We start from the raw sequence: 13,817 nt of genomic DNA, 5'->3' as shown, positions 1-13,817 counted from the left end.
CTCACCCTCGCTCTTTTTCTATGTCATTGAAATTGAGCGGGGCCTTTGGCCTGTGGTATAATACATAAGTTAACGCAACAGTAGAAGCGAAGGAGCGCGTATGATCGAGATCAAAAATCTAGTCTATCAATACGAGGACGGCGTGAAATGTGCGGTGGACGGCGTGAGCCTCACCATCGAAAAAGGGGAATTCGTCGCCGTCCTGGGCCACAACGGCAGCGGCAAATCCACCATGGCCAAGTGTTTAAACGGCCTCTATCGGCCCACCTCCGGCGATGTCATCGTCGATGAGATGAACACGAAAGATGAGGCGGATATTTGGAAGATTCGCGCCCGGGCGGGCATGGTCTTTCAAAACCCCGACAATCAAATCGTCGCCACGGTGGTGGAAGAAGACGTGGCCTTCGGCGCGGAAAATTTGGCCGTAGAGCAATCGGATCTTCGTCGGCGGGTCGACGAGGCGCTGGCGGCGGTGGAAATGACAGAATACAAAGACGATCAGCCCCACAAGCTTTCCGGCGGACAGAAACAGCGGGTGGCCATTGCGGGCATTCTCGCCATGAATCCCGATTACATTATTTTAGACGAACCCACGGCCATGCTGGATCCCGTGGGGCGTCAGGAAGTCATGAAAACCATCCTGCGCCTAAACAAAGAAGAGGGCAAGACCATTATTCTCATCACCCATTTTATGAACGAAGCCGTGCAGGCGGATCGGGTGGCGGTGATGGAAGAGGGCAAGCTCATTCTCGAGGGGCCGCCGCGGGACGTGTTTAATCAAGTAGACACCATGAAATCATTGGGTCTGGACGTGCCCCAGGTGACGGAGCTCGCCGCCCGATTAAAAGCCGTGGGCGTACCTTTGCCCGACGGGATCTTAGACAGAGAGGAGTTTGTCAGCGCCTTATGCCGAGTATCAGCATCCGAAATGTAAGCTACATTTATAATAAAGGCCTGCCCTTTGAAAAACGCGCCCTGGACGACGTGAGCCTGGACATCGGCGAAGGCGAGTTTATCGCCCTGGTAGGTCACACAGGCAGCGGCAAGTCCACCTTGGTTCAACATTTAAACGGCCTGATGGAGCCCACGGAAGGGGAAATTCTTTACGACGGCGTCAATTACCGGGAAAAGGGAAACAGCATCGCCGTCTTGCGCCAAAAAGTGGGCCTGGTGTTTCAATATCCGGAGTATCAGCTCTTTGAAGAAACCATCGCAAAAGATATCGCCTACGGCCCGAAGAATTTAGGCCTTTCCGACGAAGAAGTGGAAGATAGGGTGCGCCGGGCCATGGAAAAAGTGGGCCTGGACTACGACCAAAAAGGGGAGCAAAGCCCCTTCGCTCTTTCCGGCGGACAAAAGCGGCGGGTGGCCATTGCGGGCATTCTCGCCATGGAGCCGGAGGTCTTGGTCTTGGACGAGCCCACGGCGGGCTTGGATCCCCGAGGCAGCCGCGAAATTTTAGAAGAGATTCGCGGCATCTTTGAATCCACCGGCACCACCATCGTCCTCGTCTCCCACAGCATGGAAGAAGTGGCGCGACTGGCGAGCCGCATGATCGTTATGGACCGCGGCCGCGTCTCAATGGACGGCACGCCTCGGGAAATTTTTGCAAGAGAAAAAGAACTCCGCGCCATCGGCCTGGGCGTGCCCCAAGTGCGCCGCACCATGACCGATTTGGCGGAGAAGGGCATCGCCATCAAGGAAGACTGCATCACCGTCGATGAAGCATTCGACGAATTAAAGACATGGTGGGAGGGAAGACATGCTTAAAGACATTACCATCGGGCAGTATTTCCCCGCCAAATCGCCGGTTCATTCCCTGGACCCCCGCTACAAGATCATTATTATGACGATTTTCATCGTCAGTCTGTTCTTCATCAATCATTTTTGGCCCTACATCTTTATTTTCGCCTGGCTCTTTTTCACCATCGCCGCGGCGAAAATTCCCGTGGGCATGGTGGTGAAGGGCCTAAAGCCCCTCCGGCTCATTTTAATCTTCACCTTCATTATGAATGTGTTCTTCATTCCCGGTGAGGTGATTTTCAAACTGGGCTTTTTAACCATCTCAAGAGAAGGCCTTACACAAGCAATCTTTATGGCCATTCGCCTGGTGCTCCTCGTTATGGGCACGAGCCTGCTTACCTTGACCACCTCGCCCTTGGCCCTTACCGAAGGCATCGAAAAGCTCATGAGCCCCTTAAAACGCGTCGGCTTTCCCGCCCACGCCATCGCCATGATGATTACCATCGCCTTGCGCTTCATCCCCACCTTAATCGACGAGGCGGACAAAATCATGAAAGCGCAAATGGCACGGGGCGCCGATTTCGAATCGGGCAATGTGTTGAATCGGGCGAAAAACCTCGTGCCCCTTTTGGTGCCCTTGATTCTAAACGCCCTTCGCCGGGCGGAAGAGCTGGCTACCGCCATGGAAAGCCGGTGCTACCGCGGCGACGAACATCGCACGAAATTAAATCCCCTTCAACTGACAGGAAAAGACCATCTACTGTTTGCCGCAAATATGATCTTCTTCATCCTCGTTTCCGCCACGCGGTGGATGCCCGTGCCCTTGCCATGAGAAACATTTTAATCACCATCGCCTACGACGGCACGCACTTTCACGGCTACCAGGATCAGGGGCCGAAGAAGCTCCGCACCGTGGAGACCCTCTTAAAGGCGGCTCTGGAAAAGACCGTGCACCATCCCGTGGCCCTGCAGTCGGCGGGCCGCACAGACAAAGGCGTTCACGCCCTGGGGCAGAAGGCGAACTTCCTATCGGACACCGCCATCGATCTGGGCAACTTTCCCCGCGTGGTGAACTACCACCTGCCTCAGGATTTAAGCATCGTCGAGGCCGTGGAGGTGCCTCGGGATTTTCACGCCCGCTACGGCGCCAAAAGAAAGCATTACAAATACCGCATCTACAATGCCAAGCACAGAAACGGCATGCTGGACCGCTACGCCGTCCACGCGCCCTTTCCTCTGGACGAGCATCGCATGGCCCGAGCCCTGAAAAAAATCGAAGGCTTTCACGACTTTTCCGCCTTCATCGGCCGCTACGCATCCCCGGCCAATCCCAAGCGGGCCATCGACGAAATCACCGTCACCCGGGCGGGAGAGATTATCGAGGTGGATTTTTTCGGCAAAAGCTTTTTAAAAAACCAGATCCGCATCATTATGGGCTGTGCCATGGAAATCGGCCGCGGCCTCATGCCGGAAGATCAATTGCTCAAGGCCACGGAAACCCTGGACCGAAAGGATTTGGGCCCGACGGCTGCGGCCAACGGACTCATCCTGATGTCCATCGACTACGAATAGCACGGAAAACGTGCTATTTTTTTGCTTAAAATTCAGCCCGAACATGATATGATGAAAGACAATAAATAGAAAGAGGTGTACGATGCCCGGTAGTTTAAAAGTATTGGCCTGTTACCTAATGTGGGCCTTCCTCGTTTTGTATTGGCCCCTTTTCGGCGCCATGGATCCCTTGGCCGTCCTGTCCTTTCGGATCGTCTTTTCCATGCTCTTTTGCCTGATCGTCATGCTCATTATGGGAGAAGGCCCCGCCATCCTTGCCCTCATGAAAGACAAAAAGCAGATGCTCTTTCTTTTTTTCGCCGGCATCACCATTACAATTAACTGGGGCAGCTACATTATCGCCGTCATGACCGGCCGCGTCATCGACGCCTCCCTGGCCTACTATATGTCCCCGATCTTCAGCATCGTGTTGGGCTTTTTCATTTACAACGAACGGCTGAGGCCCATGCAGTGGGTAGCCTTTGTTCTGGCCATCATCGGTGTCACCGTGCCCATTATCGCCTACGGCCAAGTGCCCGTCTTTGCCATCATCATCGGCACCAGCTTCGCCGTCTACGGCGCCATAAAAAAACAAATCACCGCCTCGGGGATGCTGAGCATTTTCATGGAAACCCTGATGGTCCTGCCAATCGCCCTCATTTATCTCATGGCCTTCAGCCACCTCGAGGGCCTCGGCGTGCGAGACTATCTGCTCATCCCCACCATGGGCATCGCCACCACGGTGCCCCTTTTGCTTTTTGCCGTGGGCATGAAAGATACGAGCCTTTCCGTGGCAGGCGTACTCATGTACATTAACCCCACGATCCAGCTCCTCCTCGGCGTCTTTATCATGGGAGAAGACTTCACCACCATCCACGCCTGGATGTTCGTCTTCGTGTGGGCCGGCGTGGAACTGTTTCTGGCGGACGGATTCAGGGAGAGAAAGCGAAGTGGCGAGTTAAAAGAAGAACAGGCGGAATAAAACAGAACCGGCGATTCACGGCATCGGCTATCGCCGGTTTTTTGTTGAATCCTTATAAAATCCTTAAATTTGTTCCGTATACTCTTCTTAGAAAAAGAGGAGGAACAGGCAGTGGAAAAATACATTTTAGAGACGAAGGGATTAACCAAGGTATTTAAAGAGCAAACCGCGGTGAATCACCTGGATTTGAAGGTGAAAAAAAATTCTGTTTACGGGCTTCTCGGACCAAATGGCGCGGGAAAATCGACGACATTAAAGATGATTGCGGGAATGCTTCACAAGACATCGGGAGATATTTTATTTGATGGACATCCTTGGAGCCGCAACGATTTAGCGGCGATCGGTGCCCTTATCGAAACGCCGCCTTTGTACGATAATTTAAGCGCTGAAGAAAATCTGAAAGTGAGAACCCTGTTATTGGGATTGGGCGACGAACGAATCGAGGAAGTTTTGGAAATCGTCGATTTAAAGGATACGGGGAAAAAGAAGGCGGGACAATTTTCCATGGGAATGAAGCAACGGCTGGGCATTGCCATCGCCTTGGTGAACCGACCAAAGCTATTAATTTTAGACGAGCCGACCAATGGTCTGGATCCTGAGGGCATTCGGGATTTGCGTGATTTAATTCGGAGTTTCCCGAAAAAAGGCATGACAGTCATTTTATCCAGTCACATTTTAGGAGAAGTGGCGCAATCGGCCGACCACGTGGGAATTATCGTCGGCGGTGAATTAAAGTACCAAGAAAAAATTGCAGAAAACGACGATTTAGAGTCGCGCTACATGACGGTCGTCAATGGAAGCGAGGGGTGGCGCAAATGAAAAAATATATTCTCGCTGAGCATTTAAAGCAGAAGCATACCTTTTTAAAAACATTCGTTGTTATCATGTCCCTAATGCCCCTCGTTATGGCTTTCGTACTTATGCCGCCCTACTTTTCTGTCGATGCATACAACTGGTGGTATGTGATTCTATTGCCGGCGACCTTTGCTTTGGTGCCAGCCATGGTACATCGAAGAGATGATCGAAAATTGGATTACCGCGCCATTTTTTCTCTTCACATCGATCTAAAAAAAGTGTGGCTTGCAAAAGTACTTGTGGTTTCAGTGTATCTTTTATTCGCCTCTGCCATCCACATGACGGGTGTCGGAATCCTACAATCTTTTCTGGGTAGTCAACTGACGCCGAATCTGGGGTGGGACACCCTACTTTTTGCCAGTGGTGTATTATTTTTTGTAAACCTGTGGCAAGTGCCTTTGTGCCTGTTTCTGGCGAAGAAGTTCGGCTTATCGGCCGCCGTGTCCATCAACATCTTGTTGGGCGCGGCATTGGGGGTTATGTTCGCTGATACGTCCATGTGGCTCCTTTGTCCCTACGCGTGGGGTGCGCGTTTAATGGTACCGGTTCTGCACCTCCTGCCCAACGGTCTTGTGGCGGAAGTTGCCGAACCCATGATCGAAAACACGTCGATCATCATTCCCTGCGCGCTATCTCTTGGGATTTTTATCTTATTGTCCGGGATAACGGCTCGATGGTTTGCGACCCAGGAGGTAAAATGATGGGTAGAGTTTTAAAAGCAGAGCTTTATAAAATTAAACACACGTGGATTCTTTGGATCCATGGTATTTTACCGGTACTCTACGCCCTAGCCTTCTATGCGGCATGTCAATTTACAGGCATAAAAAATTTTATGCCCGATGAGACGATTCAGAACTATTTCACGCTTTTAGGCGCGGCAGTGCCCATCGTAGTCGGTGTTTTGATATCCAAAGTGGCGGATATGGAAAGCGGCGCAGGCCATTTTCAACTGTTGCTTTCGGCGCCGTCAAGGACGAGGGCTTATTTGGGAAAAGCGGGGGCCCTGTTTCTTGGATTCATTTGGGCGACGTCCGTAGCCGTCGGCGTCTTTGGAGGGCTTTTCGGTCACCAAACACGTGCTGTTTGGTTTGCGGCGCTGTTGCTTCTTTTAGCCGCATCCGTTGCCGTCTACTTGATTCACTTGTGGGTGGCATTGGCACTGGGTTCGGTTCCGTCCATGGGTCTTGGTGTTGCAGAAACACTCATCGCCCTTCTCGCCATCACCGGATTAGGCGATAAGATTTGGTATTTTATCCCCTGCACCTGGCCCGCACGCTTGCCGGGGACCTATATTTTAGCCAGTTCGTATCAAAACCATTCCTTTCTAGCAGCAGAGATGGCGAAGTGGGGATTTTCGGCCCTTCCCATGACGGCAGTGATCTTTATCGGCTCCGTCATTTGGTTTAATCGGTGGGACGGAGGACAATGGGGCGATTGAAAACCTATAAATAATCAATTAAGAAGAAAAAGCGCTAGATGCATAGCGGAGGTGATTTTGTGGCGACGATACTTGCCGTCGACGACGAAGAGGATATGCTCGTGTTAATCGAAAATATTTTAAAGAAGAATGGCCATTGCGTTCATGCGGTTAAAAATCCTTTGTCATTAGACGAAAACAATTTACGAAAATACGATTTAATTTTGCTGGACGTTATGATGCCGTCAATCGACGGCATGGCATTTTGTAAAAAAATCCGTAGTAAAGTAGACTGCCCCATTCTCTTTTTAACGGCAAAGTCCATAGAGGCAGACATTGTGGAAGGGCTTTTAAGCGGTGGAGACGACTATATTACGAAGCCTTTCGGTGTACAGGAATTGCTCGCGCGGGTGGAGGCTCACTTAAGGCGCGAGCAGAGAGAAAAGCACGCCGGATTCAACCTCGGATCGATTCGATTCGATCTGTCTTCCAAGACTGTTTTTGTCGCAGAAGAAAAAGTACCCTTGACGAAATCCGAGTACCGGATTTGTGTGCTTCTGGCCAAGAGAAAAGGGCAGGTGTTCTCCAAAGAACAGATTTATGAACAGACCTTCGGCTACGAGAGTGCAGGCGATGCCTCCGCTGTTTCTGAGCATATAAAAAATATTCGCGCCAAGTTTCAACGGGTCGGCGAAAATCCCATTGCGACTGTTTGGGGGATCGGATATAAATGGAACTAAACAGAAAAGGGCAGTCCCTTCAGCTCATATTTTTCAAATATTTACTCAGTGTCGCCTTTGGGCTTGCGGTATCCGCGGGTCTTGCACTCCTTCTTTTTACGATGGCGTATCGCCATAACGGAATCGTACCAGCTGATGCGACGGAACAATCGATTCTTCAAAACAAGACGAAGATCGCCGAAACAGAGCCTTTCGATTCCTCTCTGATTCCTGAGAATGTCGGTTACGCATATTTCGCAGACGACGGACACCTGATTTCCTCCAATATGTCGGCGGTGGAGAGGAAAAAAGCCGTGGCCTTTCTCCGGGGAGAGGTTATGTCTACGCCGTCTTCCTCTTTTATGGAGATCAAGCGCCCGGAAGGCGTGGTGGTAACTCACTACACACTGAAACCTCGCTACACCGATCCGTGGATGGAGGATCATTTCCCGCCCGTGAACTATTTCTTTGCCGTTCTCATGGTAAGTTTATGCTTCATAAGCGCCATGGCCATTACCGTGATTTGGGCGAGGCGATTGACGAAGCAATTGACGCCCATGATCGAGGCGTCGGAAGAAATTGCGAAACAAAATTTAGATATTGAAATCGGAACGTCCACCATTAAAGAATTTAACGGCGTGTTAAATGCGTTGGAAAAGATGAAAATCGCCTTGGATCAATCCTTAAGAGAAAATTGGTCGGAAGAAGCGAAGCGGAAAAATCAAATTTCCTCTCTTGCTCACGACCTAAAGACGCCCGTCGCTATTATTCAGGGAAATGCGGAATTATTGAAAGAGACGAAATTATCTGATGAGCAAAGAGGCTATGTTGATTTCATTGCAAAAAATTCTTCGCGGATTTCGGCCTATGCCCACGCCCTCGTACAGGTAAACCAATCGAGCGCTATCAAGGAGTTGGATTTAAAAAGAGTGCACGTCCCTATTGTCGTGGAAAAAATAAGAGCTCTTGCGCGGGAAATAGCGGTAGCTCATGGGCGACCTATCGATGAATCCACTCATACCGGAGATGGCTTTGTGTCGGTGGATTATAAACAACTCGAGCGCGGCGTGCAAAATCTATTGATGAATGCCGTTCAATATGCGCCCGAGGCATCGGCGGTAGAACTGCTTATTACGACTCGGGAAAACTTCCTCGAGATCACCGTAGGAGATCGCGGTCCGGGGTTTTCCGACGAGGATTTAATCCGTGCCTCGGAACCCTTTTATCGCGGAGATAAGAGTCGACACAGCTCGACCCATTACGGCTTGGGGCTTTACACGGCGAAAACCGTCGCCGACTTGCATCACGGCAGCTTGCGACTGACGAATCGCTCATCGGGGCAGGGAGCGATGGTTACTTTGATGCTGCCTCTGGAAAATTCTTTATAAATTTATAGAAGGCTCTGTCTGATCTTTTTTAGGTTTAGACAGAGCTTTTTTTATTGACAAGTGTTCACTGCTGTTATACACTGTTATAGAAATGAGGGATAGCCATGGACATCATCATTGACAATTCCGCCTCTCTGCCCATCTATGAGCAGCTGCGGAATCAAATTCGCGATCAAATTATAAACGACGTGCTGGCATACGACGAGCAGCTTCCTTCCATTCGCGTCCTCGCCAAGGATCTTTCCATCAGCATTATGACGGTAAAAAAAGCCTACGATGCGCTGGAGACGGAAGGCTTTATCGTGACGCGGCAGGGGAAGGGATCTTTTGTCGCCGAGAAAAACGAGAATGTGGCGCGGGAAATCTTGCAAAAAGAAATCGAAGCACATATGGAAGCCGTCGTCGCCATTGCACAGGATTATGGTATCGACAAGAAAGAGATTGTCGCCATGCTGGATATTTTCTTCGGAGGTGAATAATGGATCGAGTCGCTTTAAAAAATATTCGGAAGGAATACAGCGCCTTTACCCTGGACGGGGTCAGTTTTCCCGTGAAAGAGGGATTTATTACGGGCTTTATCGGTCCCAACGGCTCGGGCAAGACGACCACCATTCGCGCTATTTTAAATCTCAATCATTTAAACGGAGGAGAGGTGCTTTACCGCGGCGCGCCGCCGGAAGACAACGACTACCTGCAGGATATGGGCATCGTCCTCGACGAGTCTTATTTTCCGAAAGATTGGTCCGTGGAAGACGTGAACAATGTCTTGTCCGTGGGCTATAAAAATTGGAAGGTTGCGGAATTTTCGAAGCGGGTGGCGGGATACGGCATCGACGAAAAACTAAATGTGAAGAGCCTTTCCCGGGGCATGACGACGAAGCTTATGCTCGCTGCCGCTCTGTCTCACGGCGCCAAGACCTTGGTCTTGGACGAGCCCACCAGCGGGCTGGATCCCCGCTCTCGCGACGAATTCCGCGACACCATTCAACGCTACATGGCGGAGGATGAGGAGCACACCGTGCTCTTTTCCACCCACATTACGGAAGATTTGGAAGCCATCGCCGATTACATCGCTTTCATTATGGACGGCGAGATGATTTTTTACGGCACGAAAGACGATTTTTTGGAAGCTTACCGCATCGTCAAATGCAGCGAAACCAAGCTAAGCGGTGTGGATCCGAAAAAAATTCTCGGCAAGAAAAAAACCTCCACCCATGTGGAAGTGTTGGTGGCGGCGGAGGCAGCGAAGGCTTTCGACGAAAATACCGTGGTGGAGAAGCCTTCCATCGACCGCATTATGACGTTTTACCATCGAGGTGATGACGATGTTTAAAACCTGCAAAATGGATTTTTTGGGCATTCGCCCTTATATCACTTGGAAACCCATCGCTTTTTTCATCCTGTTTTCCGTGGGCTTTACTTATTTTACGGATCTTTCTTTTTTCCCCATGGTCTTCGCCATGACCATGTCTTTGATGATCATGACCTATCCCTTCGTCACGGGAGAAGATTCCGGGACGGAACGGCTCTACCGCATGATCGGCATGGAAGATGAGGACACGGTGCGGGGGCGCTACCTTTATTCTTTCGTGGTATTTCTCGTCACGACGCTTGTCGCCCTCGTCATTATGAACGGCGTGAATCTGGCGAAAAGCGGCGCGCTTATTATCGGCGAAAGCTTGGCCGTCGGCGGGGGTTATCTCGTCATGTACATCCTTTTTATGGACATCAATGTGCCGATTTTCTTTGCCGTGGGTCACAAAAAAGCCAAGGCAGTGGCCGGGGCAGCCCTCATCGCCGCGACATTAGTTGTCGTCGGCATATCCGGCTTTGCCGCCTCGGCATTCCCAAAGGAAGTCAAGGCCCTGTACCTGTGGGCGACGAATCACGTGGCGCTCATCGCGCTTTTCGGCATCGTGTTCATGGTGCTCATGACCATGCTTTCTTATGCCGTCGCCTTAAAAAAATTCAAGAGGAGAGATTTATAGCACATTTCGAAAAAAGGAATAAAAAAAGACGCCCGTAGGCGTCATTTGGAGCTAACGAGGGGATTTGAACCCCTGACCTGCTGATTACGAATCAGCTGCTCTACCATCTGAGCCACGTTAGCGAATACTCCTATTATTCTAGGCTATAGGGGAGAAAAATGCAAGTGTCCTGTAAAATTTATTTCAACGAGGCGGGCGGCGATTGAAACGGCCCGCCTTTTATAGTACCATGAGAGTGGTATGGTATGATCCCGGGGAGCCGGGATTTTTTAAATAGAGAGGACGAGCACGTGTCCATAGCAGAAATTGAACGAAGCATTATAAAAAAATATCGGAAGACCATTTGGCGCCGTTTTATTAAGGGCATCAACGACTACGACTTAATCGAAGACGGGGATGTCATCGCCGTGGCCATTAGCGGCGGCAAGGATTCTTTGCTTCTCGCGAAGCTCTTGCAGGAATTGAAGCGCCACGGCAAGAAGCAGTTTGAGCTTTTGTTTTTAACCATGGATCCGGGCTACTTGCCCGCCATTCGAACGCAGGTGGAGGACACGGCGAAGGCCATGGGGATTCCCCTTCAGATCTACGACAGCAATGTCTTTGAGGTGGCGGAGGACATGGGCGGGGAAAAGCCCTGCTACATGTGCGCCCGCATGAGGCGTGGGAGCCTTTACGACAAGGCGAAGTCGCTTGGGGCGAACAAGCTGGCTTTAGGCCACCACTTCGACGATGTCATCGAGACGGTGATGATGAATGTGCTTTTCGGGGGCAGCTACAAGACCATGATGCCGAAGCTTCATTCCACGAATTTCGAGGGCATGGAGCTGATTCGCCCCATGATTTTTATTCGGGAATCGGACATTCGTCAGTGGGTGAAATACAATGACCTCACCCCCATCGATTGCGCCTGCACGGTGACGGCAAAGGAAAATTTCGGCGCCCGTGCCTATGTGAAAAACCTCATCGAGTCCATTGCGGAGGAAAATCCAAACGTGGCCATGTCCATTTATCGCTCGGCGGAAAATGTGGAGCTCGGGGCGATTTTAGGTTATAAAGACAGTGAGGGAGAGAAGCACAGCTTTTTGGAACATTACGAAAGGAGCGAGTAGTATGCGACTGATTTCATGGAATGTGAACGGCATTCGCGCCGCCATAAAAAAGGGCTTTATGGATTTTTTCAACGACGTGGATGCGGACATTTTCTGCTTGCAGGAAACCAAGCTTTCCGCGGGCCAGCTGGATATGGAGCTTGAAGGCTACCACCAATACTGGAACTACGCGGAGAAAAAAGGCTACAGCGGCACGGCGGTTTTCACGAAGGAAGAGCCCATCCACGTGTCCTACGGCATCGACATGGAAGAACACGACAAGGAAGGGCGGGTCATTACCTGCGAATACGAGGATTTCTTCCTGGTGACCTGCTACACCCCCAATTCCCAACGGGGCCTGGCCCGCTTGGATTACCGCATGGAATGGGAAGAGGATTTTCGCAAGTATCTGAATATGTTGGATCAGGTGAAGCCCGTGGTGCTCTGCGGGGATTTAAACGTGGCCCACAAGGAAATCGACCTGAAAAATCCCGCGGCCAATCGTAAAAACGCGGGCTTTTCCGACGAAGAACGCAGCCAATTTCAAAATCTCTTGGACGCCGGCTACACGGACACCTTCCGCCACCTCTACCCCGATGCGGCGGATCGCTACAGCTGGTGGAGCTACATCACCAAGGCCCGGGAAAGGAACGCCGGTTGGCGCATCGATTACTTTGTGGTGAGCGACCGTTTGGCCGATGCTATTGTGGAGGCGGACATTCGCGACGACATTTTCGGCAGCGACCACTGCCCGGTGTATTTAGAATTGGATCTTTAGAGAATCCATTGAAAAATGGCGGGTAACAGGGTAAAATCTATTGTGGTATATGAAATAAATATTTAAAAGAAAGGTGATACAATGGCAGCAACGCGATTTGTAAAAATCAATGAACACGTCCACTACATCGGTGTAAACGACCGCTACACCCATTTATTTGAAGGCATGTGGCCCCTGCCCGACGGCATCAGCTACAACTCCTATCTCTTCGACGGCGGTAGCAAGACCTGTCTTTTAGACTGTGTCCGCATCGACTCCGTGTCGGAATTTTTCGAAAAATTAGACGACGCCCTCGCCGGCAGAGAGCTCGATTTCGTCGTGGTCAACCACATGGAACCGGACCACACCTCTTCCTTAAAGAGCGTGTTGGAACGCTACCCGGAATGTAAGATCATTACCAACAAAAAAGCTGTCACCATGATGGAAAACTTCTACTCCGTCGGCGAAGACCGCGCCATTCTCGTAGCAGACGGCGAATCCGTGGACATCGGCGAACGGAAGCTCACCTTCTACACCACGCCCATGGTACACTGGCCCGAATCCATGGTCTGCTTCGAAGAAGAAACGGGCATTCTCTTCAGCCAAGACGCGTTCGGCGGCTTCGGCACCTTAGACGGCGCTATTTTCGACGACCAAGTGGATTGGGAAAAATACCGCGAAGAAACCATTCGCTACTACACCAACATCGTCGGCAAGTACAGCGTTCAAGTCATCCGTGCCCTGAAGAAATTAGGCGGCTTGGACATTAAGATGATTTGCCCGGACCACGGCCCCGTATGGCGCGACAACATCGGCCGCATCGTGAGCCTTTATAGCGATTTAAGCGAACAAAAAACCGAAGACGGCGTCCTCATCGTCTACGGCTCCATGTACGGCAACTCCGAACAAGTCGCTGAAGCCATCGCCCGCTCCTTAACCCAAGAAGGCGTGCGCAACATTCGCATTCGCGACGCATCCAAGACCCATATCAGCTATTTAATCAGCGAAACCTGGAACTACAAGGGCATTATCTTGGGCTGCCCCACCTACAATGTAGGCCTGTTCCCGCCCATGGCCAATTTGGTCGAGGTGTTGAAGAAACAAAAGATGAAAAATCACATCTTAGGCACCTTCACCAACGCCAGCTGGGGCGGCGGCGCGGAAAAAGTATTCGCCGCCTTCGCCGAAGAAAGCAAATGGGAAGTGCTCCCCACCACCGTGGATGTTATGGGCGCCCCGAAACAAGAAGACTTAGACAAATGTGCACAATTGGCCAAGGAAATGGCCGAAGCCTTAAAGGCAAGCAAGTAATGAGAAGCGTCGGGAAAC

At 50.9% G+C, this 13,817-nt stretch carries 16 protein-coding genes and 1 tRNA gene; 16 read left to right on the top strand and 1 reads right to left on the bottom strand.

From position 1 onward, the window contains the following. Positions 1-100 precede the first annotated feature (100 nt). The 13 genes from WKT05_RS02000 (at position 101) to WKT05_RS01940 (ending at position 10,643) form a co-directional block, all read left to right on the top strand. A complete protein-coding gene (locus WKT05_RS02000) occupies positions 101-934 on the top strand; it encodes an energy-coupling factor transporter ATPase (RefSeq protein WP_340412698.1) in 834 nt (277 codons plus the stop codon). Then, positions 907-1,770, top strand: a complete 864-nt coding sequence (locus tag WKT05_RS01995) for an energy-coupling factor transporter ATPase (RefSeq protein WP_340412697.1) — start codon at positions 907-909, stop codon at positions 1,768-1,770. The genes WKT05_RS02000 and WKT05_RS01995 overlap by 28 nt, the downstream gene beginning before the upstream one ends. Continuing rightward, positions 1,763-2,575 carry an energy-coupling factor transporter transmembrane component T family protein gene (locus WKT05_RS01990; protein ID WP_340412696.1) on the top strand — a complete coding sequence of 271 codons (813 nt, stop codon included), beginning with the start codon at positions 1,763-1,765 and terminating at the stop codon, positions 2,573-2,575. Before WKT05_RS01995 ends, WKT05_RS01990 begins: the two co-directional genes overlap by 8 nt. Further along, a complete protein-coding gene (truA, locus tag WKT05_RS01985; RefSeq protein WP_340412695.1) occupies positions 2,572-3,315 on the top strand; it encodes a tRNA pseudouridine(38-40) synthase TruA in 744 nt (247 codons plus the stop codon). Before WKT05_RS01990 ends, truA begins: the two co-directional genes overlap by 4 nt. An 82-nt stretch (positions 3,316-3,397) precedes the next feature. Continuing rightward, complete coding sequence (rarD, locus tag WKT05_RS01980) at positions 3,398-4,276, top strand: EamA family transporter RarD (protein ID WP_340412694.1); 879 nt, start codon at positions 3,398-3,400, stop codon at positions 4,274-4,276. A 111-nt stretch (positions 4,277-4,387) separates the two neighbouring features. Further along, positions 4,388-5,095, top strand: a complete 708-nt coding sequence (locus WKT05_RS01975; RefSeq protein WP_340412693.1) for a lantibiotic protection ABC transporter ATP-binding protein — start codon at positions 4,388-4,390, stop codon at positions 5,093-5,095. Next, complete coding sequence (locus WKT05_RS01970; RefSeq protein ID WP_340412692.1) at positions 5,092-5,832, top strand: lantibiotic immunity ABC transporter MutE/EpiE family permease subunit; 741 nt, start codon at positions 5,092-5,094, stop codon at positions 5,830-5,832. Before WKT05_RS01975 ends, WKT05_RS01970 begins: the two co-directional genes overlap by 4 nt. After that, positions 5,829-6,569, top strand: a complete 741-nt coding sequence (locus tag WKT05_RS01965) for a lantibiotic immunity ABC transporter MutG family permease subunit (RefSeq protein ID WP_340412691.1) — start codon at positions 5,829-5,831, stop codon at positions 6,567-6,569. Before WKT05_RS01970 ends, WKT05_RS01965 begins: the two co-directional genes overlap by 4 nt. A 59-nt stretch (positions 6,570-6,628) precedes the next feature. Further along, positions 6,629-7,288, top strand: coding sequence for a response regulator transcription factor (locus tag WKT05_RS01960; RefSeq protein WP_340412690.1), 660 nt, complete (start codon positions 6,629-6,631; stop codon positions 7,286-7,288). Continuing rightward, complete coding sequence (locus WKT05_RS01955; RefSeq protein WP_340412689.1) at positions 7,279-8,655, top strand: sensor histidine kinase; 1,377 nt, start codon at positions 7,279-7,281, stop codon at positions 8,653-8,655. The genes WKT05_RS01960 and WKT05_RS01955 overlap by 10 nt, the downstream gene beginning before the upstream one ends. A 104-nt stretch (positions 8,656-8,759) precedes the next feature. Continuing rightward, positions 8,760-9,134, top strand: a complete 375-nt coding sequence (locus tag WKT05_RS01950; RefSeq protein WP_340412688.1) for a GntR family transcriptional regulator — start codon at positions 8,760-8,762, stop codon at positions 9,132-9,134. Further along, positions 9,134-9,988, top strand: coding sequence for an ABC transporter ATP-binding protein (locus tag WKT05_RS01945; RefSeq protein ID WP_340412687.1), 855 nt, complete (start codon positions 9,134-9,136; stop codon positions 9,986-9,988). The genes WKT05_RS01950 and WKT05_RS01945 overlap by 1 nt, the downstream gene beginning before the upstream one ends. After that, a complete protein-coding gene (locus WKT05_RS01940; protein ID WP_340412686.1) occupies positions 9,981-10,643 on the top strand; it encodes an ABC-2 transporter permease in 663 nt (220 codons plus the stop codon). The genes WKT05_RS01945 and WKT05_RS01940 overlap by 8 nt, the downstream gene beginning before the upstream one ends. Positions 10,644-10,689: 46 nt before the next feature. Here WKT05_RS01940 and WKT05_RS01935 read toward each other — a convergent pair. Further along, a tRNA-Thr gene (locus tag WKT05_RS01935) sits at positions 10,690-10,765 on the bottom strand. A 168-nt stretch (positions 10,766-10,933) separates the two neighbouring features. Here WKT05_RS01935 and WKT05_RS01930 point away from each other — a divergent pair. The 3 genes from WKT05_RS01930 to WKT05_RS01920 all read left to right on the top strand — a co-directional run bounded on the left by WKT05_RS01930 (position 10,934) and on the right by WKT05_RS01920 (position 13,799). Continuing rightward, complete coding sequence (locus WKT05_RS01930; RefSeq protein WP_340412685.1) at positions 10,934-11,752, top strand: tRNA 2-thiocytidine biosynthesis TtcA family protein; 819 nt, start codon at positions 10,934-10,936, stop codon at positions 11,750-11,752. Position 11,753: 1 nt separating this feature from the next. After that, entirely contained in the window at positions 11,754-12,509 is a 756-nt protein-coding gene (locus tag WKT05_RS01925; protein ID WP_340412684.1) for an exodeoxyribonuclease III, read from the top strand. 81 nt (positions 12,510-12,590) lie between these two features. Continuing rightward, positions 12,591-13,799, top strand: coding sequence for an FprA family A-type flavoprotein (locus tag WKT05_RS01920; RefSeq protein WP_340412683.1), 1,209 nt, complete (start codon positions 12,591-12,593; stop codon positions 13,797-13,799). Positions 13,800-13,817 lie beyond the last annotated feature (18 nt).

Origin of the sequence: Peptoniphilus sp. HCN-40583 (assembly GCF_037892835.1) — a bacterium.
In the GTDB taxonomy this organism is placed as follows: domain Bacteria; phylum Bacillota; class Clostridia; order Tissierellales; family Peptoniphilaceae; genus Aedoeadaptatus; species Aedoeadaptatus rachelemmaiella.
Note: the sequence above shows the minus strand (reverse complement) of the source record. Positions and strands in the feature narration are given on the sequence as shown.